The sequence below is a fragment of the Rhizobium lentis genome, assembly GCF_017352135.1.
GTDB lineage: Bacteria > Pseudomonadota > Alphaproteobacteria > Rhizobiales > Rhizobiaceae > Rhizobium > Rhizobium lentis.
In genome coordinates this window covers 3,939,873-3,962,536 of sequence record NZ_CP071454.1, presented here as the reverse complement: position 1 = coordinate 3,962,536, position 22,664 = coordinate 3,939,873, and the positions used below count along the sequence as shown (strand labels likewise).

25 protein-coding genes and 1 tRNA gene are annotated in these 22,664 nt (G+C 61.4%); 6 read left to right on the top strand and 20 right to left on the bottom strand.

Annotated elements, in window-relative coordinates; all coding sequences use genetic code 11:
• Positions 1 to 51: 51 nt before the first annotated feature.
• The 5 genes from J0663_RS19290 to J0663_RS31305 form a co-directional block, all read right to left on the bottom strand.
• A complete protein-coding gene (locus J0663_RS19290) occupies positions 52 to 651 on the bottom strand; it encodes an HK97 family phage prohead protease (RefSeq protein WP_207241976.1) in 600 nt (199 codons plus the stop codon).
• Positions 648 to 1,919 carry a phage portal protein gene (locus J0663_RS19285; protein ID WP_207241975.1) on the bottom strand — a complete coding sequence of 424 codons (1,272 nt, stop codon included), beginning with the start codon at positions 1,917 to 1,919 and terminating at the stop codon, positions 648 to 650. Before J0663_RS19285 ends, J0663_RS19290 begins: the two co-directional genes overlap by 4 nt.
• Positions 1,920 to 3,491 carry a terminase large subunit gene (locus tag J0663_RS19280; RefSeq protein ID WP_207241974.1) on the bottom strand — a complete coding sequence of 524 codons (1,572 nt, stop codon included), beginning with the start codon at positions 3,489 to 3,491 and terminating at the stop codon, positions 1,920 to 1,922.
• A gap of 8 nt (positions 3,492 to 3,499) precedes the next feature.
• Positions 3,500 to 3,964, bottom strand: coding sequence for a terminase small subunit (locus tag J0663_RS19275; protein ID WP_207241973.1), 465 nt, complete (start codon positions 3,962 to 3,964; stop codon positions 3,500 to 3,502).
• Between the two features lie 126 nt (positions 3,965 to 4,090).
• Positions 4,091 to 4,285, bottom strand: a complete 195-nt coding sequence (locus J0663_RS31305) for a hypothetical protein (RefSeq protein ID WP_246590317.1) — start codon at positions 4,283 to 4,285, stop codon at positions 4,091 to 4,093.
• Between the two features lie 886 nt (positions 4,286 to 5,171).
• Here J0663_RS31305 and J0663_RS19265 point away from each other — a divergent pair.
• Both J0663_RS19265 and J0663_RS19260 read left to right on the top strand, forming a co-directional pair.
• Positions 5,172 to 5,372 (top strand): DUF3606 domain-containing protein, encoded by a 201-nt coding sequence (locus J0663_RS19265; RefSeq protein ID WP_311043604.1) that lies wholly within the window; start codon positions 5,172 to 5,174, stop codon positions 5,370 to 5,372.
• Positions 5,373 to 5,495: 123 nt separating this feature from the next.
• A complete protein-coding gene (locus J0663_RS19260; protein ID WP_207241971.1) occupies positions 5,496 to 6,185 on the top strand; it encodes a DUF6998 domain-containing protein in 690 nt (229 codons plus the stop codon).
• A gap of 108 nt (positions 6,186 to 6,293) precedes the next feature.
• Here J0663_RS19260 and J0663_RS19255 read toward each other — a convergent pair whose 3' ends face one another.
• The 7 genes from J0663_RS19255 to J0663_RS19225 all read right to left on the bottom strand — a co-directional run bounded on the left by J0663_RS19255 (position 6,294) and on the right by J0663_RS19225 (position 10,973).
• Positions 6,294 to 7,232, bottom strand: coding sequence for a hypothetical protein (locus tag J0663_RS19255; RefSeq protein WP_207241970.1), 939 nt, complete (start codon positions 7,230 to 7,232; stop codon positions 6,294 to 6,296).
• On the bottom strand, positions 7,229 to 7,450 hold the full coding sequence (locus tag J0663_RS19250) for a hypothetical protein (protein ID WP_207241969.1): 222 nt from the start codon (positions 7,448 to 7,450) through the stop codon (positions 7,229 to 7,231). The genes J0663_RS19255 and J0663_RS19250 overlap by 4 nt, the downstream gene beginning before the upstream one ends.
• A 149-nt stretch (positions 7,451 to 7,599) precedes the next feature.
• Positions 7,600 to 9,714, bottom strand: a complete 2,115-nt coding sequence (locus tag J0663_RS19245; protein WP_207241968.1) for a bifunctional DNA primase/polymerase — start codon at positions 9,712 to 9,714, stop codon at positions 7,600 to 7,602.
• Positions 9,686 to 9,967 (bottom strand): hypothetical protein, encoded by a 282-nt coding sequence (locus J0663_RS19240; RefSeq protein WP_207241967.1) that lies wholly within the window; start codon positions 9,965 to 9,967, stop codon positions 9,686 to 9,688. Before J0663_RS19240 ends, J0663_RS19245 begins: the two co-directional genes overlap by 29 nt.
• A 2-nt stretch (positions 9,968 to 9,969) precedes the next feature.
• Positions 9,970 to 10,392, bottom strand: a complete 423-nt coding sequence (locus J0663_RS19235; protein WP_207241966.1) for a hypothetical protein — start codon at positions 10,390 to 10,392, stop codon at positions 9,970 to 9,972.
• Between the two features lie 96 nt (positions 10,393 to 10,488).
• Positions 10,489 to 10,707 (bottom strand): helix-turn-helix transcriptional regulator, encoded by a 219-nt coding sequence (locus J0663_RS19230; protein ID WP_207241965.1) that lies wholly within the window; start codon positions 10,705 to 10,707, stop codon positions 10,489 to 10,491.
• Positions 10,708 to 10,897: 190 nt separating this feature from the next.
• Positions 10,898 to 10,973, bottom strand: a tRNA-Lys gene (locus J0663_RS19225).
• Positions 10,974 to 11,159: 186 nt separating this feature from the next.
• Between J0663_RS19225 and J0663_RS19220 the strand changes: the two genes are divergently transcribed.
• Entirely contained in the window at positions 11,160 to 11,909 is a 750-nt protein-coding gene (locus tag J0663_RS19220; RefSeq protein ID WP_207241964.1) for a cytochrome c biogenesis CcdA family protein, read from the top strand.
• 6 nt (positions 11,910 to 11,915) lie between these two features.
• Entirely contained in the window at positions 11,916 to 12,878 is a 963-nt protein-coding gene (locus J0663_RS19215; protein WP_207241963.1) for an AEC family transporter, read from the top strand.
• Here the strand turns inward: J0663_RS19215 and J0663_RS19210 are convergent.
• From J0663_RS19210 to cysG, 5 genes are read right to left on the bottom strand one after another with little or no spacing between them, the layout of a single operon-like run.
• Entirely contained in the window at positions 12,846 to 14,057 is a 1,212-nt protein-coding gene (locus J0663_RS19210; RefSeq protein WP_207241962.1) for a UbiH/UbiF family hydroxylase, read from the bottom strand. The two genes, J0663_RS19215 and J0663_RS19210, sit on opposite strands and share 33 nt — an antisense overlap.
• Before the next feature lie 38 nt (positions 14,058 to 14,095).
• Entirely contained in the window at positions 14,096 to 14,608 is a 513-nt protein-coding gene (locus J0663_RS19205; protein WP_207241961.1) for a DUF934 domain-containing protein, read from the bottom strand.
• 10 nt (positions 14,609 to 14,618) lie between these two features.
• On the bottom strand, positions 14,619 to 16,289 hold the full coding sequence (locus J0663_RS19200) for a nitrite/sulfite reductase (protein WP_207241960.1): 1,671 nt from the start codon (positions 16,287 to 16,289) through the stop codon (positions 14,619 to 14,621).
• An 8-nt stretch (positions 16,290 to 16,297) separates the two neighbouring features.
• Positions 16,298 to 16,612 (bottom strand): DUF2849 domain-containing protein, encoded by a 315-nt coding sequence (locus J0663_RS19195; protein WP_207241959.1) that lies wholly within the window; start codon positions 16,610 to 16,612, stop codon positions 16,298 to 16,300.
• A gap of 2 nt (positions 16,613 to 16,614) precedes the next feature.
• Positions 16,615 to 18,051 (bottom strand): siroheme synthase CysG, encoded by a 1,437-nt coding sequence (gene cysG / locus J0663_RS19190; RefSeq protein ID WP_207241958.1) that lies wholly within the window; start codon positions 18,049 to 18,051, stop codon positions 16,615 to 16,617.
• A gap of 264 nt (positions 18,052 to 18,315) precedes the next feature.
• On the opposite strand from cysG, the gene J0663_RS19185 reads away from it, so the two are divergent.
• Together J0663_RS19185 and mazG are read left to right on the top strand one after the other, a co-directional pair.
• Positions 18,316 to 18,903 carry a deaminase gene (locus J0663_RS19185; protein ID WP_207241957.1) on the top strand — a complete coding sequence of 196 codons (588 nt, stop codon included), beginning with the start codon at positions 18,316 to 18,318 and terminating at the stop codon, positions 18,901 to 18,903.
• A 20-nt stretch (positions 18,904 to 18,923) separates the two neighbouring features.
• Positions 18,924 to 19,769 carry a nucleoside triphosphate pyrophosphohydrolase gene (mazG, locus tag J0663_RS19180; protein ID WP_207241956.1) on the top strand — a complete coding sequence of 282 codons (846 nt, stop codon included), beginning with the start codon at positions 18,924 to 18,926 and terminating at the stop codon, positions 19,767 to 19,769.
• 219 nt (positions 19,770 to 19,988) lie between these two features.
• On the opposite strand, the gene hflX is transcribed toward mazG, so the two are convergent.
• From hflX to J0663_RS19165, 3 genes are all read right to left on the bottom strand, one after another.
• Positions 19,989 to 21,314, bottom strand: coding sequence for a GTPase HflX (gene hflX, locus J0663_RS19175; protein WP_207241955.1), 1,326 nt, complete (start codon positions 21,312 to 21,314; stop codon positions 19,989 to 19,991).
• 77 nt (positions 21,315 to 21,391) lie between these two features.
• Positions 21,392 to 21,634 carry an RNA chaperone Hfq gene (gene hfq, locus J0663_RS19170; RefSeq protein ID WP_003539403.1) on the bottom strand — a complete coding sequence of 81 codons (243 nt, stop codon included), beginning with the start codon at positions 21,632 to 21,634 and terminating at the stop codon, positions 21,392 to 21,394.
• 111 nt (positions 21,635 to 21,745) lie between these two features.
• Positions 21,746 to 22,609, bottom strand: coding sequence for a D-amino-acid transaminase (locus J0663_RS19165; protein WP_207241954.1), 864 nt, complete (start codon positions 22,607 to 22,609; stop codon positions 21,746 to 21,748).
• Positions 22,610 to 22,664 lie beyond the last annotated feature (55 nt).

Genomic DNA, 22,664 nt, shown 5'->3' with positions numbered 1-22,664 from the left:
ATGGCAGGACGTCGTGTCCGGCCCTCCGGCTGGTGGCCGGGTGACTACGGGTCAGTCCTGCCGGATGCCCCGAATTTTCTGTTCCTGGCGAGCTTCGCGCTCGGCAATGCGTCGGCGCGCTGCCGCGGCGTTCCGGGCGCCGCCCTCAGCCCTGGCCGCTGTAAGCGACCGCAGGCCAATGGTGGTGTCATCATAGGCCGGCCAGGCAACTGCGGAGACCTCAAGCAGGTTGAGCTTCTCGATGGTCCTCACCGGGACGGCGCCGGTTTCGTCCCAGGTTTCCTTGGTCACGCGGAATCCGAAGCTCATGCCGCTGATATCGCCGCGCTCGACCAGAACCCAGAGATCGTTTCCGTCGGTCGTGTCCGGCACGTCGATTTCCACGAGAAGGCCTTTGCCGTCTTCCTGCAGTCGCAGCGTGCCGCTCTTGGTGCGGCCGATCACTCGGCCCATGTCGTGGTCGACGAGGGCGCGGATGTCGCCTTTGACGGCATCTGTGAAGGCGCCAGGAGCGATCTTCTCCTGGAAGTAGCCGCCGATATCGGCCAGCCGCTCGAATACGGCGGCGTAGCCGACCAGCGTGCGCTTGTCGTCCGCCGCGCGGTGCTCGACGTCAGCGATGAGGCTGCGCTTTTCAATTTCTGTCGTCATGCGGCCTGCGCCCCATCATCATCGGTGTTGTTGTCGTTGGCCGGCGGTTCTGTGGCGGGCTTCGGCTGCGAGCCGAGTGCCACGGTCGCTCCTTGGATATGCAATTTCGCCGCCTCGCCGCCCTTGGACGGCAGGTTCTCCAGCTCGCGAACCTCATCCGGCGTTCGGATTGAGTTTTGGATCGCGATTCCATAGCCTTCCATGCGAGTCTTAAAGTCGCCCCGCAGAAGACCGTCGAGATTGTGCTCAATATAGCGGTTGCCGGCGGACCGACCGAAGAACTTCAGATTAATCTCGTCCTCAAGCGCCTTGGCCCACTGGCCTATCAGGTGCTTGGTTAGGTGCAGATCCTGCTGCTCTACATTGTTAAACGTGGCCCGGGTGAGATCCTGTAGAAACACCGGCGGCAGCTGGTATGTCCTCGCCACCTCCTCCACTTGGAATCGGCGGGCCTCGATCATCTGCCCTTTGGCAGGATCAAGGCCGACTGCGGTAAGGTCGTAGCCAGGCGGAATGGGGAATACCGATTCCCCGGCGCCCTTCGCTGCGTCGACGGCTCGCTTAATGTCAGCCTGGGCGCGCTTGAGCGCTTCCCCACTTGCCGGCAGCGGCCCTTTCAGCGCGAGCGGCGGGACGCCGCCACCGGCAAAGAAATTCGAGCCGTAGTCGTTCATGGCGATCGCGAGCTGGATCGCCTTGGATGCCTGCGCGATCGGGCCGTAATGCCTCAATCCGCAGCTGCGGCGCATGAACGGAACGTCGATGACGTCAGCCGCGTCGTACGTCTTGCCGTCGTACTCGTAGGAAATCTTGAGGCCGACGCGCTTCACGGTCGTCTTCGTCGGATCCATCGGCCAAAGCGAATCCACGCCCTGCGGCGTGCGCTCGATGTAGGCGAGCCCGCGGCCGTGGGTGAAAACCTGCTGCCAGAACCACTGCCAGAACGCGAAGGAGCCAATGCCGTCGTTCGGCGCCACATTGACGACCGTTTCCAGCCGCCCTGTGATGCGCGTGGCGCCGGCCTTCGTATTGCGGTAAGCATGCCGCGGCAGCGCAGCGAGCGTGCGCGACATGAATGCCACCGCGGCCCAAACTGCCGGCACCGTGAGGGCGCTATCAACCGTGACGGCCGGCAGATTCGCCGAATTGATCCCGAAGAACGCAAGAAAGTTGTCTGCGCTCACCGGGATCGTCGGATTTTCGATGGTTGCTCGGGTTTCTGGCGATTTTTCCGCATTTGGGCGGCTAAACCAGTCTTTCAAAGCCATTTATGCCGCCTTGTTGATGGAGAATTCTGGGTCATCCCATGGGCTCGCCATGTCGGCTGCACCCTCGTAGGTGCCGGCCATTGCCGTTGCCATGGTGAGCGCCACGGCGCCGTCGATGCGGCCGCGTGACTTCTGCTTGTCGAGCTTACGGTTTCCACTTGGATCCTGCTTCACCGTGGCATTCATCATGCACATCGTCAGAACGGGATGGCCGCCGTGGGCAATCTTCTTGTTGAGGATCAAGCTTTCGAGCTCCCGCAGAGCCGGCGACATTGATGCGAAGCCTTGGCCGAACTGCTCGAATACGGCTTGATCGCCGTCCAGTTGCTCGTCGGTAAAGCCGGCATTTTGAAGCCAGGGCTTCAAGTGCCGCCAGTTCCAGCGGTCAAAAGCGATCTTGCGAATGTCCAGACGATCGAACAGGCCGCGCAAGTGATGTGCGACGAACTCGTAATCGACCGTTGGCCCAGGTGTCGTCTCCAGCAGTTGCTGGCCGTGCCAGACGTCATAAGGAACTCGGTCGGCCTTTGCCTTCTCTCGAAGGCTATCACCGGGCAGCCAGAACGTCGGCTTGACGTGCCAGATGCCGTCGCGAGGCGCCATGAGCACCAGCGACGTCAAGTCTGAAACTTCTGACAGGTCGAGGCCGCCGAATACTGGCAGGCCTTCAAAATCTTCGATCGACGCATCGCAGGCGCGCCACACCGCTGGAGCTACGAACGGCGCCGACGCGTCAATCCGCTGGTTTAGGAACAGCCAGCGAAAGCTCGCTTCCTTGCTGGGCATGCGGCTCGCTAGGAGCGAGAAGTCCTCAACATCCTTGATAGACCGGAACACGCCAAGCGCCGGGTTAGCTGCGGCCCATGCGTCACGGTCATCAAGGTCGCATTCCGCCGGCGCGGAATAGATATGGCTAACGATGCGAGGATCCTTCGACGTCTCGGCGTCGTCTATCCAGCGCGAAAAGAGATCGTTGTCTGTGGCGGCCTGCGTCGAGATGGCGAACAGCATCGCGCGCCCTTCGTAGGCGCCCTGCGACGTTTCGATCGCCTCGACAAAATCGTCAGTCGGGCCTTTGATCTGGCCGACCTCATCGAGGATGGCCAGGATCGGCGAGCCGCCGTGCGCGCTCTTGGCCTCCGCCGAGCTAGCCTGATATTCGACGTTCTTTGCCAGGCCGACAATCATCTTGGCCGACGGCACAATGCGCGCGAGCTTCGAAAGCTCCGGCGACATCATCACCATCTTGGCGGCGTAATTGAAGACCTCGGCGGCCTGTTTGCGCGAGCGGGCGCCAGACACAATGCGACCGTTGGTATAAGCCTCGGGGCCAACGATATGCGCCAGCAGCAGGCAGGCAATCAGACCGGTCTTCCCGTTCTTACGGGCGATCGACAGGTATGCGCGCGACGTTCCTTTCGGATTGTCATAGACCGCCAGAATGAATCTGCGCTGGAAAGGGAGAAGCTTCACCGGCTTGCCGAGCAGCGTGCCTTCCGGCACCAGGCAGTAACGCTCGATGAACGCGATCACGCGCTCGCCGCGGGTGAGCGGCTTTGGCTTCTTTGCCATTCACTTCGCTAGTCCGGTCGCGCCAGCAGATCATCCTCTAGTGGGTTGTCACCCTCGATTGCCTTGGCCGCACCGCGGCGCTTCGCTACATCCCTCGCCTCGCCCGCTTGCGCACGCGCGTGGAGCGACAACGACCGACGGAACGACAGTATCGAGCTGGCGTGCATCTGCACGATTGATTTTCGCGGGTTAGCTACCGGCGTGCCCTTTTCGGAGTAGGCAACGCCGCCTTCGTCGCGCAAAAGCTTTTGCTCTCGCGTCAGGTCGGCCATGGTGCGGGCTAGCATTGCGGCGAGTTCGAGCTGGTGGGCCGACCAGTCTGACCGCGCATATTCTGAGATGACGTTGCGGAAGAACGGAAGGTCTTCCTCGTCGAGCGGCACGTTGTCCGGCGGCAGAATATCCGCCGTCGCCTTGGCCATGACGCGCACGGCTTCGGCCGCGCTGTCGATGCGCGCTTTCCTCTTTGCCATGGCGGTGGATCCTCATTCGGCCTCGCGCGCTTGCGCGCACGGGAGGCAAAAATCTGTATTAGCACTAACGCGAATGCCCGACGCCGCTACCCAGGGCGGCGCGGCGGGACCGGCGACCACCCCTCCCTACCCGAGCTCGATGGGATATCCGTCGACGCCATAGGTCACCACCTTCTCGCCGCGCTCCATCATCTGCTTCGCGCTGTCATGGTGGTGCTTGCAAAGGGATTGCAGATTGGTGGGATCGAAGAAAAGCTCAGGATCGCCTTGGTGGCGCCGCTTGTGGTCGACGACTTCTGCCGCCGTTATCTCCTCAGTCACCAAGCAGAACTCGCAAAGTGGCTGCATCGCCAGCTGATGCTGACGCAATCGGCGCCATGCGACACCCTTATAAAGGTGCTGCCAAGCTGCGCTATCGGCGCGCTGTTTGATTGGAGGGGTCGGTTTACTTGGAGTCGCTTTCACCGATCGCGCTCAGCCTGTTGAGAAATCACCCTGAACCATGTCAACAAGATTTTTATTCATGCGTGTCGAAAATGCACCGCGACGAAAATCATATTGATCTGACTTCGATTTTATTTTGAGAGCTGTTCCACGCCCAAAAATAGGCAATGAAGTCAATGGCCCCAGCTTAATTCTGCGTAAAATTCATCGTTGAAATTACATTTGCGAGCTGCCACTTTAGCTGCGCGGCTGACCGACAGTTGGGTCAACTCGAAGGATGTAAGCACGGGTGAATGTCCTACGAGCCGACTAGAAGTGGGATGTCCGGCTGGTAACCGGATAAATCTAGCCCAAGCTCGCAGGAAGGAGTTCGAATGACCGGTGTTGATATACTGATCGTTGCTTTGACCGTCCCAGCTACATTGCTGGCCCTGGTTGAGCTCAAGGATCGCTTTACAAAGCGCTAATTAGCTAGCAACGAGGCAAGGCGCCGCCCGAACCGGCGCTGAGCCACCTAAATGAAACAGCCCGCGAGTTGGTAAGGCTCCGGGCTGCTCACATGAAGTACGATGAGTTCGTCATCGCGGTGTTGATGCATTTGATATGTGGCATGTCCGAGTGTTTGTCAACCGCTTGTTGACCTCCTAGCTACCAGAGCCAGGCACGGGCTAGGTATATGGGAACCCACTCATCAAGATACTAGCGGCCTCTACTGAGCAAGCCGCAGGAACCGCCGAATAACTCAAGCGTTCAGTCTCCTCCAATGGAGGAAACAGCAATGGCCGATGATAAGTCCAAGCGAGGCGCCGCAGACCGCAGAAGGATATCTGCGAGCGAACCGTACGAAGTCGCATACTTCGCCCGGAAGCATGGGATAAGCCGCGACGAAGCCGAGAAAATCGTAAAGCGACATGGATCCGACCGCAACGAGGCGAACAGGGCGGCCGAGCGTCTCAAGAAATAGCGAAAGCGCCGAGCTCAACCCGAAGGGAGCCCGGCGCAGGATTACCGCGTCGCGAGAGGAGGCGCGCTGCGGTAATTGGAAAGGTTTTTGCCGTAACGTCCGCGCATCTGCGGGGGGCACTTGATGGCTTTAAACCAATTCCAGATAATCAAATCACTGGGCGAAGCGCTCTCATGGTTCGAGCGCGAACTCGCATGGGGCGTTCCAGCGTCAGAGCTCAATCACCTCACCGGCCGTATCGGCGAACTCTACACAGCTATGTTCACCTACGGGCAAATGGCGCCCGAGTCGAAGCAGCGTGGTTATGACGTGGTGAGCGCGGACGGGCAGAAGATCTCTGTTAAGACTGTGACCTCTTCGACCCAAGTCTCGTTCAATGAAAACACATTCAGCGATGTCGATCGGGTGGTGGTCCTCAGGATCAACGCGAAAGAGCTGGCGATCGAAATATTGATGGATCTTCCGGCATCCGAAGCCCGAGACAGCATGCGAACCCGAGCTGGAAAGCTTGTCTTTCCGACCTACAAGTCGCCAACGCAAGCCGACCACGTTCCTCTCAGCAACCTACAAATCACCAAAGTGGCCAATGCCGGCCAAATCCAGATTCGCCAGTACGAGAACGGAACTGTCGAGGTTTTGAGGGATGGTCAGTTAGTTGCACCCGCATTACCTCTTCTTCGCGAGCTATCGATCGAACTCGGCATTGATCATCTTAACAGCACTGGGACGCCAAAAAACACCCGTCACCTAGGCGATCAGATCATCCGGGAATTGCATGCGCGGCAGCAGGAGGCATCAGCGCAAGACGAATAGGAAAGAGGCTGGCCCGGCGAACTCGCGAGTCTCAAACGTCCGCGGTTGACGGCGCCCCAAACTGAAGAGGGCCACCGAATGGCGGCCCTTTATCTTCAATCAAATACATCACAGCGCGCCACATTTGGGCACATCGATTGAAACTTTATTGTCGTTTGCTACGGCGAGAACCCTCGCCGCCTCGATTAAAGCCGCTTTCCCGGCCCGATCGGCATAGTCTTCACTGTACCCCAGTCGCAAGCCGATCGACCTGAGCGTGCCTCGTGCAAAGACTTCCTCAATCACCGTCGCCGCTTCGCCTCGCGTTGCTTCTGGTGCTTCCCAGGCTTGGGCTCCGCTCGATGTATTGCCCTTTGGGCTCGAGATCCCGCCTAGGAAAACGGCGTTCTTCGCGACAGCGTCACTGCACCTCGTCGCCGGAATCGGCAACTTTTCCAAAGGCACCGTCCCGTCGATACCCAGGCTCTGCAGCAGGCGCCGGCCTTCCGCTACACCATTCAAAGGATCCAGCATGGGAGGCAGCATCGGCTGGCCAGACATATTCCGAGGCAACGGATAGGCATCGAATGGGGACGGCGCCGTTGCCCTTGTTTTTAGGTAGCGGGCTGGATCGCGTTGATGAACAGCGTCTCCGCCGACCTGCGCTACTCGATCGACTGGCCGAAGCCGGTGACCCTTCTTTGTTACCGCCCACTCGATGAGGCGGCCGCGTAGAAACTTCAGGGATCCGAGCGAAATGCGTTCATTGTTCTTTCGATCGTCCGTCGGATCAAACTTCTGCGAGGCGCCTTCCGCGGCTTTTAACAGCTCGCCGACTGTGGGGCGGATCTCCTGCCGACCGTCGGCGAGGTCAGCTGACCAGTTACCCTCTGTTTTCGGCTTAGCTGCCGCCATGGCTGGAGCCAAATCCGGATGGTTGTCAAACAACCACCGGAGCGCCGGGAGCGTGCCGCGATAACGGGGCTGCTTTGGTTTACGCGTCTTATTGTCATTTGCGGGAATGGGACGATCGGCCGACAGGGCCTCGGCGAATGATTTGAATTTCACTTGTGGGCCTTTCTTGCTGAGAGGATCGGCTCGTTGTCATTGACAGCCACCAGGCTGCCGGCATCGGTGACGGTTGGCCGCATCGCGGCCAAGTCGTTGAGCCTTTCGAACGCTGCCCGCTGGCCGCGGGGGAGGATTTTGTCGTGCAGCATCTCGGGCGCAGCACCGCGGCCCGGGAACGGCCCGCCGATATTTTGGACGCGTATGCGTAACGGCATGTCTTTTCCTTTCAGAGCGTGGGAGCGCTGCGGTGGTTTCCACCACCGCGAGGTGCTTCCACCTCGCCGGGGGTTATAGGGGGAGAGGTGGAAGGGTCGGTGGAACGCGGTGGAAGGGTGGTGGAAGGCCGGTGGAAGGTCGGTGGAAATCACTCTTCGTCCCTTTTTCGTGAAAAATAATCATCCGCGGTGACGATTAGCCTCTGTCTTTGTTTCGAGGCCGGGCCTTCCCAAACCAGTTTGATTGTCCCATCCTCCAGGAGCCGCTGCATTGCAGCTTCGAGTGATTTCTTCGAAACGCCGCCGGCGCTTGGATGCTTCGCCATTTTCGCCGGTGCGAAGTTTGTCCCTGGCGACGCCCCCACATGCTGGCCGGTTCTCGAGAAGGTGCGAAGAAGATCAATGAAGGTTCTCTCTGCCTGCCGGTTAAGCAGTCCGATTGCCGGTGAGGATCCAGCAATCTCTGGAACGAAACATCCGCTTTCCCATCGGAGCCGGATTTCGTTACCGACGCCGGCGTAGTTTATCTTCTTATTTGTCAGGAACCGAAGATCTGTGTCAGCCTCCTTGTCATCGGACCGGCTGAAATAGAGCATGGAGCGTGAGCTATTTTTCCATCCCGTGCTGCCCGACGATCCCGTGCCGGATCGAATACCCTCTTGCGATGGATGCGCCAGGAGCATGATCGAGCAGTCCAGCTCAATGGCCAACTTCCGAAGCATGCCAATAAATTGCCGCGCCTGCCCACGTTTGATCTCATCTCCGCCGAAGAGATCCGCGACAGTATCGAGAACGATGAACCTGGGTTCGAAGCTTCGAGCGAGCTCGCAGAACTTCGTCCAGACCTTCGTCGGCTGCAGCACCCCCTTAGAATCGGGCACTGCCAACAGAGCGTCCAAGTCGGCCATCGGCACCAGCCGGAAATCGCTTAGGTCGGAGAGCTGTCGCCCATGTCCGCGGACGATATCGGCAAGCCGTCGATGGAACTCATCCTCTTCGTCCTCAGCGCCGAGATACAGAACCTTGCCAGGCTTGGGCGAAAGGCCTGCGGTGTCTACCGCGAGCGCCGACGCGGCGCCGAACTGAAGCGCAAGCAGAGATTTACCTACGCCACCATCGCCGGATAGGATTGTCACCTGTCGGTGAGGAATCCAATCGGCGATGAACCATTCACGAGGAGGCACCTCTTTGCCTTCCCAATCAGCCGGATTGACCACAGGCAATTCGGAAATGATCGATGCGGGCGGGACGTTGTCATTAGCCGCTTCTAGCTTTTGAGCAGCTGATTTCTCTCTCGCTCGCTCGACCATCCGCGAGTGATCCATCGGGGGTGTGTTGTCAGCAACTTCTCGTTCCGGGATCTGTTTCGGATTCAGGATGCCCGCATCGAGCCCGCGCTTAATCTTCGCCCACGTCTCCCGCTCTCCATCTTTTGCGACGACCCCATTAGCTTGCGCAGCGGCGTAGAGACCGGCCTCGGCTTCGGAGCGGCTCAAGAGGTTGGCACCGACGAAGCGCCCGAGATTGTAAGCCGAGGCATTGACCTGGTGGCCGCGGGCGCCTTGCGCTGTCGACGCGAGGATGCGTAGCTCGTCGTCGACGCTTGCTTCCACGTAGCGATCGGTGGCGCGGGTACGATAGTCGAAGGTGTGACCCGGCGTCGGCGCCGACTGCTGCGGTGTCGCCAGCTTCATCAGCCACTCTGGAGCCTCAGCGATGTCGAAGTCGTTGTCCCAGGCATAGCGTCGGCCGTCGGCCATGACGCTGCCGGCAGCAATGACGTAGCCGCCCTCGCCTCGCAGATCGGCGCCAGGACCGATCGACGCTCGGTTCTTTACGTCGGAGCTATATTTCCAAAAATAGTGCCGGCCGCCGCTGGCCGTTGTGGCCGTTCGGGTCTCCGGCAGCCTACCGTGCTTCGCCTCCATCTCAGCGAGCCAAATGCGGCCGTCCGCGTGACCAGGTGGCACGTCGATGTCGAGGACCCACGCACCGATCTTCTCCCCGGTGGGCACGCCGATCATTGCGTCTGGAAAGCGCGCCCAGAGCCTGCCGATGAGTGGCGTGTTTAGCGTCGCGCCGTTCAGCCCGTTGGAAATAAGAGGCGTCTTGGCGCCGCGAGTCTCGATCTCACCGGTCTGCGGGTCTGCGACATCTTCGGGAGCGTGGCGGCAGGGAAAGACAGGCCAGCCCATTGCGTTGTATTCGAGCGCAACGGCTAGCGCGGTAGAGGGTTCAGGCTGCTGCCGGGTTGCTGCGGTCATCGGCTGTTACGAGCTCCAAGTAACTGTTGCGGGCGGCGTCGACAATTGCTGCAGTCGTTTGAGGCGAGAAAGTCACCGCCCGGCGACCACCAAGCGCGGTGGGCGCATAGGTCAGGAGTCGGCCATCCGGCGCTCGCAACAACCGCATTCCGCAGATCCTGATGTCATCGGTGATTTGCAGGTCGAAATTTGCGACGTGCTTCATCACCCCGCCGCCCGGATCGGCGGCAGGCGTCATGTTGGCGACTATCATGGTCAGCCGACCAGTGCGTTGGTCAGCGGTCCGAAGTCTCTGGCGCCTCGGCCGCGATTCTTGGTTGCGAAGAAGCGACCCTTGATTTCTCGGGTGTCGCCTACCCGCTCCTCCACACCGCAAGCGGCCAGGAATGCATCAAGGCGCGCGGATCGACGCTTGCCTTCCTGGCCTGTGAGGAAGGTGAAGGTTGCCTCTTCACGGTATCCGGCGCCGACGGGCTGGGCGTAGATGGTCAGGCGCACCAGTTCGTCAGCGTCGTCGATGACTTCGACGTCGACTACGTGCCAGCCGTACCAGCCGCGGACAGTAGCCATGCGATCGGCAGCCTGGCGCTCGACTATCGCGACGTCTTCGGGCTTCTCGATCATGGTGAATGCGATGACTTCGGTTAAGGACGGACCTTGAATGTCGGAAATGCGCATGTGTCTCCTCTCCGCCGGCGCGGGCCGGTCGGCAAACGTGATGAGGTGGTGGCGGGGCTTTGTCGGCGTGAAGCCGGCGATTGTCCAGAAAATGGCCTAGGCGGCGCGAACTCGACCGTTGTCGTTGGCGCCGTCCCATGTCTCGGATCGACGGCGTTCGGACATCCACGCGTCCAGATCTGAGGTTGAATAGACCACGGCTCGACCGAGTTTGAAGTATTTTGGGCCTCCGCCAAAATGGCGAAGCTTGTCGAGGCTGGATTTTGAAAGGCCGATATAGTGAGCGGCCTCTTTGACTCGGATGTTTCGTTGCATTGGCACCTCCATGTTTCAGGTTGATGCCGGTGATATGATGTATTTTCCGAATCGAGTTTAGGCGAACAAATACGAATTAAGTGCAGGTAAACGAAAAGGCTGAAGATGCACGCACTTGGATCGGTGGCGACTCGGTGGCGACCAGCAAGCCGTTGCAGGATTGGCATTCTTACTAAGTGATTGAAACTATTGGTGAGAGCGTCGGGGTTCGAACCCGAGACCTACTGATTAAAAGTCAGTTGCTCTACCGGCTGAGCTACGCTCTCCCTCTCCGCGGGTGAAGCACCCCGGCTGGAAGTGGGCGGAACATAGGCAGGTGACCCATTGCGGTCAACCGAAAAATTCGGCTTTTTCCGGTGATCGGCACATTTCTTGCGCACGCAAAAAGGTGATTGGCAATCCAGGGCCTGCAAAGCTAGGAACGTCACGCAGATTGCAGCCGGAGAGAATGCGTGTCGATTGCCGATATTTCCCTGTGGAGCGCGCTGATCGCGGGAGCGCTTTCCTTTCTTTCGCCCTGCGTGCTGCCCCTCGTCCCGCCCTATCTCTGCTATATGGCCGGCATATCGGTCGAGCAGTTCCGCGGCGGCGGCGCGGTCGCGGTCTCGCCCGATATCAGGCGTGGCGTGCTGTTCTCGGCGCTGCTCTTCACGCTCGGTTTTGCCACCGTCTTCGTGGCGCTCGGCGCCGGCGCTTCGAGCATCGGCATGGCGCTTCGTCAGCATCTCGACCTGCTCTCCAAGCTCGGCGGGCTTGTTATCATCGTCATGGGGCTGAATTTCCTCGGCATCTTCCGAATCGGCCTGCTCGCTCGCGAGGCCCGTTTCCAGGCCGGCGGCAAGCCGGCGACGCTGACGGGCGCCTATATCATGGGCCTCGCCTTCGCCTTCGGCTGGACGCCCTGCATCGGACCGGTTCTCGGCGCCATCCTCGGTGTCGCCGCCTCGCGCGAGACGGTCGGTTCCGGCGCCGGGCTGCTTGCGATCTATTCGCTGGGTCTCGCGATCCCCTTCTGGATCGCCGCCGGTTTTTCCGGCGCCTTCATGCGCTTCCTGTCCCGCTTCCGCCGCCATCTCGGCACCGTGGAAAAGGTGATGGGCATCTTCCTCATCCTCACCGGTCTCGCCTTCCTGTTCGGCTGGGTCAGCGATGTGGCGATCTGGTTCCAGCAGACCTTTCCGATTCTGATGCGGATCGGCTGAGGGAATATGGCCGATATCATCAGCCTGCTCCTGCCGTTCTTCGGCCTGATCCTGATCGGCTTCCTTGCCGCCAAGGCGACGAAGCAGCCGGCCGATGCGCTCGGCTGGCTGAATACCTTCATCATCTATGCCGCCCTGCCCGCGCTGTTCTTCAAGCTCGTCTCTCGCACGCCGATCGAAGAGCTGACGCGGGTTGATTTCATCATCACCGATATTGCCGCAACCTATGCGGTCTTCATCCTGCTCTTTATCATCGGGCGTTTCGTTCGCGGCAATCCGCTTGATGAATGCACCATCCAGTCCTTTGCCGGCGCCTATGGCAATATCGGCTATATGGGGCCGGGGCTGGCGCTGCTGGCGCTCGGCGAAGCCGCCGCCGTGCCGGTGGCGCTGATCGTCTGCTTCGAAAACGCGCTGCATTTCATCGTGGCGCCGGCGCTGATGGCGGCGGCCGGCGACGACAAGCGATCGGCCGGTCGGCTCGCTTGCGATATCGTCCGCAAGGTGGCGTTGCATCCCTTCATCCTGTCGACGGCGGCAGGCTTTGCCGTCGCCGCGCTGCATCTCGAGCAGCCGGCGGCGTTCCAGCGCCTCGTCGACTACCTCGCCCAGGCAGCGGCGCCCTGCGCGCTTTTTGCCATGGGCGTGACGCTGGCTCTGAGGCCGCTGAAGCGGATCCCGGCCGAGATCTCCTATATCGTGCCGGCGAAGCTGATCTTGCATCCGATCGCCGTTTTCCTGGCGCTGGCTGTTATCGGCGGTTTCGAGCCGGTCTGGATCCAGGCGGCCGTGCTGCTCGCCTCACTGCCGACGGCGACCAATGTCTTCGTCATCGGCCAGCAATATGGCGTGTGGCAGGAGCGCGCCTCGGCGACGATCCTGATCACGACAGTGCTTTCGGTGGCTAGCGTTTCGCTCTGGCTGATCGCGATCCGCTCAGGCCTTCTTCCGCTTCAGCTTTTCCTTTAGGGAATCCGGAATATCACGGAAACCCCGGCCCGGCTCGATGCCCTCGCGCATGACGAGGTTGCGCAGCGGCGGAATGGCCGAGAGGATATGCAGGCCGGCGGCGCGCAGCATCTGAACGGGGAGGAAATCCGAAAGCAGCGAGCGGTTGAGAAGGTCGACGCTCGCCGTACGCGTCATGATGTCGGCGCGGCGCCGGCGGTCGAAGCTTTCGCCGGCATCGGCGGGCACCGGCAGTTCGGCCCTGTCGCAGAGGATGTCAGTAAGCGCCATGATATCGCGCAGGCTGAGATTCAGCCCCTGCGCCCCGATCGGCGGGAAGACATGCGCGGCCTCGCCGATCAGCGCGATGCGCCCCTTGCCGAAGCGATGCGCCATCATGCCGGAGAGCGGCCAGATCTGGGCGCCTTCTTCGACGCTGACCTTGCCGAGCATGGAGTGCATCTGCGCCTCGACGAGAAGCCCAAGTTCGGAGAGCGGCAATTCCATGCGGGCAGCGGCCTCGGCCGGCTCCCGCACCCAGACGAGGCTGGAGCGGCTTCCCGGCAGCGGTACCTGGGTGAAGGGACCGTGTTTGGTGTGGAACTCGGTCGAGGTGTTCTGATGCGGCAAGGAGTGGGCAAAGTTCAGCACCATGGCCGATTGCGGATAGGACCAGTCGCGCACGCCGATGCCTGCCGCCTCGCGCAGCTTCGAGCCGCGGCCGTCAGCGCCGACGGCAAAATCGGCCGTCAGCGTCTCGCCGCCGGCAAGACTGATCGACACTTTCTCGGCAGAGATCTCGATCGATTCGGCCATATCGGTGAAGCGGGTGATATTGCCCTCGCCGGCCGCGGCCTCTTCGAGGATATCGTTCAGCGCCTTGTTCGGGAAATTATAGCCGAAGGCATCGAGGCCCACTTCGGCGGCGCGGAAGGTGGTCGTGGGCGCACGCAGCAGCCGGTCGGTGCCGTCAATGATGCGCATGCTGGTGAGTGGTGCTGCTGCCGGGCGCAGCTTCTCCCAGAGCGTCAGGCGGTCGAGGAAACGGATCGACTGATCCATCAGCGCCGTGGTGCGCCTGTCTTCCTTCGCGGCAACGGGCGCAATCAGCGCGACGCTGCGGCCGCCGCGGCCGAGCGCGATTGCGGCGATCATGCCGGCAAGACCGCCACCGATCACCGCCACTTCGAATGTCTTCATGCTATTGTTCCGCCATCGTAAAGAGGCGGACCGGCCGCTTATGCGGCCGGCTTCGCCTGACGGCGCCAACTATAGCCCTTGCCGGCTTCGGCGTCACGCACTGCCGGCTGATAATGATGGGGAATGGCGGGAAGACGGTTTTCAGCGAGCCGCTTCAGCGCGGTGGCATTGCTGACCGAGAAGCTGTCGATGCCGACACGCAGCATCAGCGGGACCTGATCGATCAGCACGTCACCGACGGCGCGCAGCTCGCTGGTATAACCCAAGCGCTGGCGCAGCAGCGAAGCATGGCTGAAGGCGCGGCCGTCGTTGAACGCCGGAAAGGCGACGGCCACGATTGCGAGGCGATCGAGGTAGGGCTCCAGCCGGCGCACGTCGTCGGCCGGCTTGATCAGCACGCCGAGACCGACTTCGTTGCTCTCATCGGCCCTGGCGATCAGGTCGTCGAGATTGAGCAACGGCTTCTGCTCGCCGGTCGCCTTCACCTCGTCGGTTTCGATCACCCAGGGATCGTTTTCGACAAAACCGGTTTCTCTCCAGATCTTCGTCATCATCCCCTCCTTACGCCGCTTCGGCGGCAGCGCCGTAGAGCGCAGTCTTGAAAGGCTGCGGTCCGACGCGGCGATAGGCGGCAAGGAAGGTCTCGGACGGATCAAGCCGCAGGCCGAGATAGGTGTCGACAATTGTCTCGATCGCGTCGGTCACCCGGTCCGGCTCGAAGCCGCGGCCGATGATCTCGCCGATCGAGGTGTGTTCGTCCCCGGAACCGCCGAGCGTGATCTGATAGAGTTCGGCGCCTTTCTTCTCCACACCGAGCAAGCCGATATGGCCGACATGGTGATGGCCGCAGGCGTTGATGCAGCCGGAGATTTTGATCTTCAGCTCGCCGATCTCTGCCTGGCGCTCGGGGCTGCCGAAACGGCGGGAGATTTCCTGCGCCACCGGAATGGACCGCGCATTGGCAAGCGCGCAGTAATCCAGCCCCGGACAGGCAATGATATCGGTGATCAGGCCGGCATTGGCTTCGGCCAGGTTGATGGCGACGAGGCCGCGATAGACGGCTTCGAGATCGGCCAGCGCCACATGCGGCAGGATCAGGTTCTGCTCATGGCTGACGCGGATTTCGTCGAAGCCATATTCTTCGGCGAGATCGGCGACGGCATCCATCTGCGCATCGGAAGCGTCACCCGGAATGCCGCCGATCGGCTTAAGCGAGATCGTCACCATGCCGTAATCGGGGTGCTTGTGCGGCTGCACGTTCTGCTGGACCCAGCGGGCGAAAGCCGGATCGGCCTTCTTCCAGCGAGCGAGGTTTTCCCAGCCTTCGGCGCGCTGCGGCAGAGCCGGCGGCGCGAAATAGGCGGCGATCGCCTCGACGTCCTTCTCCGGCAGCTTCAGCTCGCTATCCCTGAGCGCAGCGAATTCCGCCTCCACCTGGCGCGTCAGCTCCTCGGCGCCGGTTTCATGCACCAGGATCTTGATGCGGGCCTTGTACTTGTTGTCGCGCCGGCCATGCAGATTGTACACGCGCACGATCGCCGTGGTGTAGGAGAGCAGGTCTTCCTCGGGAAGGAAGTCGCGGATCAGCTTGGCGATCATCGGCGTGCGGCCCTGGCCGCCGCCGACATAGACGGCAAAGCCGATTTCACCCTTGTCGTTCTTCTTCAGATGCAGACCGATATCGTGGACCTGGATTGCGGCGCGGTCGCGCTCGGCGCCGGTGACGGCGATCTTGAACTTGCGCGGCAGGAAGGAGAATTCCGGGTGCACCGACGACCACTGGCGCAGGATTTCGGCATAGGGTCTGGGATCAGCGATCTCATCGGCGGCAGCGCCGGCGAAGTGATCGGCCGTGACGTTCCGGATGCAGTTGCCCGACGTCTGCAGCGCGTGCATCTCGACGCTGGCAAGGTCGGCCAGCGCATCGGGGATTTCCGACAGCTTCGGCCAGTTGAACTGCAGGTTCTGGCGCGTCGTGAAGTGGCCGTAGCCGCGGTCATAGGTGCGGGCGATATGGGCGAGCATGCGCAGCTGACGGGCGCTCAGCGTGCCATAGGGAATGGCGATGCGCAGCATGTAGGCGTGAAGCTGCAGGTAGACGCCGTTCATCAGGCGCAGCGGCTTGAACGCGTCCTCGGCCAGCTCGCCGGAAAGGCGACGCTGGACCTGGTCGCGGAACTGCTCGACGCGCTCGGTGACAAAGGCATGGTCAAATTCGTCGTAACGGTACATCGTCTTCCTCAGACTGCAATGAATTCGGGATCGGCAGGAGCGTAGCCCGGCGCATATTCCATGGTCGGTCCCTGGGCGCGGATTCGCTCACGCAAGCGCAGCGGCCAGAGAACGCCGTCGGTTTCCTGAACTTCGACGACGGCGACGTCAACGACTTCGTTGTCGGCATAGGACTTCTTGCCGATCTCTTCCAATGCGGCGACGGCTTCGGCGTGGCGGGCGACGAGCGCCTCCTGCAGCGAGGTCGACCACTTGCCGTTCGCATCCAGCCAGACGGCAATGCCGTCCGTCAGCCGGTTGGCGGTCAGGACCTTGTCTACCATATTCAGCTCCTTGCAAGTTCCTCGAGCCGGGCGTTCGCGCGCACCAGAGGCTCGGACAGTTCGAAATTGGCACCGGCGACCGCATCGCCGATGATGACCATCACAGGGCCGGTCAACTCATCGCGATGCTGCAGATCGGGCAGATCGGCGAGCGTGCCATGCAGCAGCCGGCGCTCGGCGCGGCTGGCATTCTCGATGACGGCAACCGTGGTCTCGGCGGGAATGCCAGCCTGCATCAGCCGTTCGGCGACGGAGGCGGCAACCGTGCGGCCCATATAGACGGCGATCGTCGCGCCTGATACGGCAAGGCTTGCCCAATCCGGCAATACATCGCCTGTGAGATCGTGGCCTGTCGTGAAGACCAGCGAGGAGGCGACGCCACGCAGCGTCAGCGGCAGCTCGAAATCGGCAGCGGCGGCAAAAGCCGAGGTGATGCCGGGCACAACCTCATAGGTGACGCCGGCAGCGCGCAGCGCCGCCATCTCTTCCCCGGCCCGTCCATAGACCAGGGGATCACCGGATTTCAGGCGGACGACGCGCTTGCCCTGGCGGCCGAGGTCGACCAACAGCTCGTTGATCTCTTCCTGCGACTTCGAATGACAGCCCTTGCGCTTGCCGACCGAAAGCCGCTCGGCGTCGCGGCGGCCCATATCGACGATCGCCTGCGGCACGAGCGCGTCGTAGACGATGACATCGGCTTCCATCATCACGCGTTGGGCGCGCAACGTCAGCAGATCCTCGGCACCCGGGCCGGCGCCGACCAGCCAGACATGGCCGGCAACCCGGTCCATCGAACCCAGCAGCCGGTCGGCGGCGTGCTGCGCCTGCGGCAGGTTGCCGTTGGCAATTGCATCGGCAACAGGCCCGGAGAAGAAGCGGCGCCAGAAGACGCGGCGGGTGACGCCGCGGGGAACCAGCTGCTCGACGGATTTGCGATAGCTTGTCGCCAGCGCCGCCAGACGCCCGAGCGAGGGGGAAAGAAGCTGATCGATCTGGGCCCGGATCATCTGCGCCAGAACCGGCCCCGCCCCTTCGGTCCCGATCGCAACGGCGACGGGCGCGCGATTGACCAGCGCCGGCGTGAAGAAGTCGCAGTAATCGGGCTGATCGACCGCATTGGCCGGAATCCTGGCGGCGCGGGCGGCATCGACAATCCGGCGATCTTCGGCCTCATCGCCGGTGGCGGCGAAAACGAGGGCTGCCCCTTCGACCTGGTCGGCGGAAAAGCCGGCGCGCACCGTCTCGATGCGGTTGGCGATCAGGAAGGCATGATAGTCGGCTTCCGGCTTCTCGGCGTAGGCGACAATCCCAGCCCGTGTGTTGAGCAGCAGCCGCACCTTGGCGAAGGCTTCGTCGCCATTGCCGAAGACAGCCGTCTTCTGGCCTTCCACGCGAAAGAAGGCGGGAAATACCGAAAGCTGTTCAGTCCTGGGAGGCATTATCAATCCACTTCGAAGTTGCCAGAATATGCCCGTGATCGACAAGGGTTTGAAGGAACAGAAATTCGAAAGCCCCAGCAAGGGCGTATTCTTTTGCTCGCGCGATCAATGATTTGAGAAAAGTCACCCATGCTGGCAAAAAAGCCTCACCCTGCCCATTGCTGCAGCGCAGTGTAAAGCCTGTGATAAATGGCGTCCACCGGCGTTTCTCGCATTTCGCTCGCGCCGCCAAGACGATAGACTGAGGGAAAACCGGAGACACCAATGCCTGACACGACCATCGCCGCCCGCCTGCTTTCGGTCATCGAGGATGATATCCTGCCACTGACCGAACGCGGCGTTTCCGGCGGCAACAAAGTGTTCGGCGCGGCGATCCTGCGCAAATCCGATCTGTCGCTCGTCGTAGCCGAAACCAATAACGAACTTGAGAACCCGCTCTGGCACGGCGAGGTGCATACGCTGAAGCGCTTCTACGAGCTTGGCGACAAGCCGGCGACCAAGGAGCTGATCTTCCTGTCGACGCACGAACCCTGCACCATGTGCATGTCGGCGATCACCTGGGCGGGCTTCGACAATTTCTATTATTTCTTCAGCCATGAGGATTCCCGCGACGCCTTCGCCATTCCGCACGATCTCAAGATCCTGAAGGAGGTCTTCGGGCTTGAACCCGGCGGCTATCGCAGGCAAAACGCCTTCTGGAACAGCTTTGCCATCGCCGATCTCATCGAGACCGAAGAGGCTCAGTTGAAAACGGCGCTGAAGGCGCAGACCGCCCGCATCAAGGCGCGCTACGACACGCTGTCTTCCACCTACCAGTCGTCGAAGAGCGCCAACGATATTCCGCTGAACTGAGGCCCTTGAACCGAGGAACCATGGAACCTTCCAAAGACATTTCGCGGCTGATCGAGATCATGGCGGCGCTGCGCCACCCCGAGACCGGCTGCCCCTGGGACATCGAGCAGAATTTCCAGACGATCAAGCCCTATACGATCGAGGAGGCCTACGAGGTCTCCGATGCGATCGAGCGCGGCGACATGGACGATCTCTGCGATGAACTGGGCGATCTCTTGCTGCAGGTGGTCTTCCATGCCCGCATGGCCGAAGAGGCCGGCGAGTTCTCCTTCGGCGACGTGGTCAACGCCATCACCACCAAGATGATCCGCCGCCATCCGCATGTCTTTGCCCGCTCGGAAGCCGATACGCCGGAGGCAGTGAAGATCCAGTGGGACAAGATCAAACAGGCCGAGAAACGCGAGCGTGCCGAACGCCGGGCAAGGCGGGGGATCACCGAGGATTTCAAGGGTGGATTCCTTGGCTCGGTGCAGCGCAGCTTCCCGGCTCTGACCGAGGCGCTGAAGCTGCAGGAACGCGCCGCCAAAGTCGGTTTCGACTGGTCGTCGCCCGAGCCGATCCTCGACAAGATCGAGGAGGAGATCAGCGAATTGCGGGTCGCGCTTGGGGAAGGCGACCGGGCGAAGGTCAGCGACGAACTCGGCGATTTGATCTTCGCGGTCGTCAATATCGGCCGGCATGTGAAGGCGGATCCGGAACAGGCACTGCGCGGGACGAATACGAAGTTCCGGCGTCGATTCAGCCATATAGAGAACGTTCTTAAAGCGGATGGTGAGACGCTGGAAGACGCGACGCTGGAACGGATGGAGGAAATCTGGCAGGCGGCCAAGGCGATTGAAAGAGCTGTGATAGCTGGCGCTGAGTGAAGCACAGCGTTGCCACGTCTCCCTTCTCCCCAGCGGGTGTCCGAAGGACGGGCGAGACCCGTGGCTCGCCCCGGTTGATGCCGGCAGGCAGATGAGGGGGTGAGCGACGGCAGGAGCAAATGCGCTGAGCGGAAGCGAAGAGCAATGAAGGGCGTGCCGTGTGGCCCCCTCATCCGCCCTACGGGCACCTTCTCCCCGCTGGGAGAAGGGGAAGCACCTTCACCGCTCCCAATCTTCCTTAGCGGCCCTTGGCCCATTGCCGATGCGGCGCTCGAGTTCGGCGGCTTCGGTTTCCGAGAGGCGCAGATCGAGCGTAATCGAGCCGTCTTCATTGTCTTCGCGGCCGTCGACGATCGCGTGGTCGTAGAGCCAGGGCAGCAGCGCCAGCTTGTCGACGGGAAGGCGGATCGTCGTTTCGGTCATCACGCCTGACAGTCTGCGGCTGATCTCTTCCATCAGCCGATCGACGCCCTCGCCGCTGACGGCCGAAACCGCGACGACATTGCTGGCGCCCGCCGTCCTCTGCACCATGGTGTCGTGCACCTCAGGCTCCAGCCGGTCGATCTTGTTCCAGACCTCGATCAGCCGCTTCTGCGCTTCGGCCTCGTCGATGCCGAGGTCACCGAGAATGCGCATCACGTCGGAGCTCTGCGCCTGGTTGTCGGGATCGGACATGTCGCGGACATGCAGGATCAGATCGGCTTCCAGCACCTCTTCCAAGGTGGCGCGGAAGGCGGCGACGAGATGGGTCGGCAGGTCAGAGATGAAGCCGACGGTGTCGGACAGGATGACGGTGCGGCCATGCGGCAGTTTCATGCGCCGAAGCGTCGGATCGAGCGTGGCGAAGAGCATGTCTTCGGCGAGCACCCCTGCCCCAGTGATGCGGTTGAACAGCGTCGATTTGCCGGCATTGGTATAGCCGACCAGCGCTACGATCGGATGCGGGACCTTGCGGCGCTTGGCGCGGTGGAGCTGACGGGTGCGCACGACCTGCTCCAGCTCGCGTTCGAGCTTGATGATGCGGTCCTGCAGGAGCCGCCGGTCGGCTTCGATCTGGGTTTCGCCAGGGCCGCCCATGAAACCGCCGCCGCCGCGCTGGCGCTCAAGGTGGGTCCAGCTGCGCACCAGCCGGCCCTTCTGATAATTCAGATGGGCGAGATCGACCTGCAGCGTGCCTTCCTTAGTGGAGGCACGGCGGCCGAAAATTTCGAGGATCAGACCCGTCCGGTCGATGACCTTGGCGTTCCATTCCTTTTCGAGATTGCGCTGCTGCACCGGCGTCAGCGGATGGTCGACGATGACGAGACCGGAATCGCGCTCGTCGAGCAGCGCCTTGATCTCCTCGATCTTGCCGGTGCCGAGCAGCGTTGCCGGCCTCGGATCGTTGACCGGCACGATCGAACCGTTGACGACATCGAGGTCGATCGCCTGGGCAAGCCCCGTCGCCTCTTCAAGCCGGCTTTCCGGCGTGCGGGTGGAGGCCGATTCGGCCTGGCCGCCGCGACTGCGCGATTTCAGAACCGGCACAACGACGGTCGCGCGCATATCGTCCCTGTGCTTGGCGGCCTCAGGGATGATCGAATCGTTCTTGGTATCGCGTGTCGAAATGACGGCTGATCCTGTTAGGACGCGGCTTCTTCACTCTCGAACATCTGCATCGGCTGACCCGGCATGATCGTCGAGATCGCATGTTTATACACGAGCTGCGAGTGGCCGTCACGGCGAAGAAGAACACAGAAATTGTCAAAAGAGGTAACAACGCCCGTGAGCTTCACGCCGTTGATCAGAAAGATTGTCAGGGAAATCTTTTGCTTGCGAACAGTATTGAGAAATAAGTCCTGCAGATTCTGAGAACGTTCCGCCATCGCGCCGCTTCTTTCTTTATTGCCGACCTGAGCTGGTCGGTAGAATATCAATCAAGCTCTCCATGCAAGACCGGCGGCACCCTCATTCCACCAGTCCAGCAAATCTTGGTATCAAATCGCAATCTTTTCCGCAACGTCGAAAAAGGCTTCGCGGACTTTCTGCGAGAGGCTGCCGGGGTGACCATTGGCAATGGTTTGGCCATCGACGGAAACGACCGGAAAACAGACACTTGTGGCTGCGGTGAGAAAGACCTCGCGGGCTGCGAGCATTTCGGAAACGGAGAAATTCCGCTCAGTGATCTTCAAACCCAGCCTGGCGGCCACATCCATCAATGTGGTGCGGGTAATGCCGCGCAGAATGCCGTGTTCGGCCGGCCGCGTCACCAGCGTTCCATCCGAATCGACGATCCAGACATTGGTCGCCGCCCCTTCCTTCACCATACCGTCGGCGTCGACATAGATCGCCTCCTGGGCGCCGGCTTCCTTGGCCTGCTGGCGCGCCATCGCATTCGGAAGCAGGCCGACGGATTTGATGTCGACGCGATCCCAGCGGTTGTCGGCAACGGTGATCGCCTTGATGCCATTGGCGTTCTTGGCGGCGATGATCTTCGGGTCGGTGCTCTTGGCGGTTATGACAAGCGAGGGCGGCGTGCCCTCGGCCGGGAAGACATGGTCACGGCGCGCCACACCGCGCGTCACCTGCAGGTAGAAAAGCCCGTTGCGGACATGGTTGCGGCGCAGCGTCTCGCGAATGACCTGCGTCAGTGCCGCCCGGCTCATCGGCCAGGCGATGCTGAGCTCACCGAGCGAACGGTCGAGGCGGTTCAGGTGACGGGTGAGATCGACGATATAGCCGTGACGCACCTCGCAGACCTCATAGACGCCATCGGAGAACTGGTAGCCGCGGTCCTCGATATGCACTCGGGCATCGGAATGCTTGACGTAACGGCCGTTCACATAGGCAATTCTCGGCATGGGGAACCTGATCTTCGGGGAAGGATAGCAAGGGCAAGGGCGGCGCGGCTCCCGC

Excerpts from the sequence above, each read along its gene's own strand:
- J0663_RS19290 (WP_207241976.1), bottom strand. The coding sequence starts at position 651 with ATGACGACAGAAATTGAAAAGCGCAGCCTCATCGCTGACGTCGAGCAC.
- J0663_RS19285 (WP_207241975.1), bottom strand. The coding sequence starts at position 1,919 with ATGGCTTTGAAAGACTGGTTTAGCCGCCCAAATGCGGAAAAATCGCCA.
- J0663_RS19280 (WP_207241974.1), bottom strand. The coding sequence starts at position 3,491 with ATGGCAAAGAAGCCAAAGCCGCTCACCCGCGGCGAGCGCGTGATCGCG.
- J0663_RS19275 (WP_207241973.1), bottom strand. The coding sequence starts at position 3,964 with ATGGCAAAGAGGAAAGCGCGCATCGACAGCGCGGCCGAAGCCGTGCGC.
- J0663_RS19265 (WP_311043604.1), top strand. The coding sequence starts at position 5,172 with ATGGAGGAAACAGCAATGGCCGATGATAAGTCCAAGCGAGGCGCCGCA.
- J0663_RS19260 (WP_207241971.1), top strand. The coding sequence starts at position 5,496 with ATGGCTTTAAACCAATTCCAGATAATCAAATCACTGGGCGAAGCGCTC.
- J0663_RS19250 (WP_207241969.1), bottom strand. The coding sequence starts at position 7,450 with ATGCCGTTACGCATACGCGTCCAAAATATCGGCGGGCCGTTCCCGGGC.
- J0663_RS19245 (WP_207241968.1), bottom strand. The coding sequence starts at position 9,714 with ATGACCGCAGCAACCCGGCAGCAGCCTGAACCCTCTACCGCGCTAGCC.
- J0663_RS19240 (WP_207241967.1), bottom strand. The coding sequence starts at position 9,967 with ATGATAGTCGCCAACATGACGCCTGCCGCCGATCCGGGCGGCGGGGTG.
- J0663_RS19235 (WP_207241966.1), bottom strand. The coding sequence starts at position 10,392 with ATGCGCATTTCCGACATTCAAGGTCCGTCCTTAACCGAAGTCATCGCA.
- J0663_RS19230 (WP_207241965.1), bottom strand. The coding sequence starts at position 10,707 with ATGCAACGAAACATCCGAGTCAAAGAGGCCGCTCACTATATCGGCCTT.
- J0663_RS19215 (WP_207241963.1), top strand. The coding sequence starts at position 11,916 with ATGGCCGATATCATCAGCCTGCTCCTGCCGTTCTTCGGCCTGATCCTG.
- J0663_RS19210 (WP_207241962.1), bottom strand. The coding sequence starts at position 14,057 with ATGAAGACATTCGAAGTGGCGGTGATCGGTGGCGGTCTTGCCGGCATG.
- J0663_RS19205 (WP_207241961.1), bottom strand. The coding sequence starts at position 14,608 with ATGACGAAGATCTGGAGAGAAACCGGTTTTGTCGAAAACGATCCCTGG.
- J0663_RS19200 (WP_207241960.1), bottom strand. The coding sequence starts at position 16,289 with ATGTACCGTTACGACGAATTTGACCATGCCTTTGTCACCGAGCGCGTC.
- J0663_RS19195 (WP_207241959.1), bottom strand. The coding sequence starts at position 16,612 with ATGGTAGACAAGGTCCTGACCGCCAACCGGCTGACGGACGGCATTGCC.
- cysG (WP_207241958.1), bottom strand. The coding sequence starts at position 18,051 with ATGCCTCCCAGGACTGAACAGCTTTCGGTATTTCCCGCCTTCTTTCGC.
- J0663_RS19185 (WP_207241957.1), top strand. The coding sequence starts at position 18,316 with ATGCCTGACACGACCATCGCCGCCCGCCTGCTTTCGGTCATCGAGGAT.
- mazG (WP_207241956.1), top strand. The coding sequence starts at position 18,924 with ATGGAACCTTCCAAAGACATTTCGCGGCTGATCGAGATCATGGCGGCG.
- hflX (WP_207241955.1), bottom strand. The coding sequence starts at position 21,314 with ATGCGCGCGACCGTCGTTGTGCCGGTTCTGAAATCGCGCAGTCGCGGC.
- hfq (WP_003539403.1), bottom strand. The coding sequence starts at position 21,634 with ATGGCGGAACGTTCTCAGAATCTGCAGGACTTATTTCTCAATACTGTT.
- J0663_RS19165 (WP_207241954.1), bottom strand. The coding sequence starts at position 22,609 with ATGCCGAGAATTGCCTATGTGAACGGCCGTTACGTCAAGCATTCCGAT.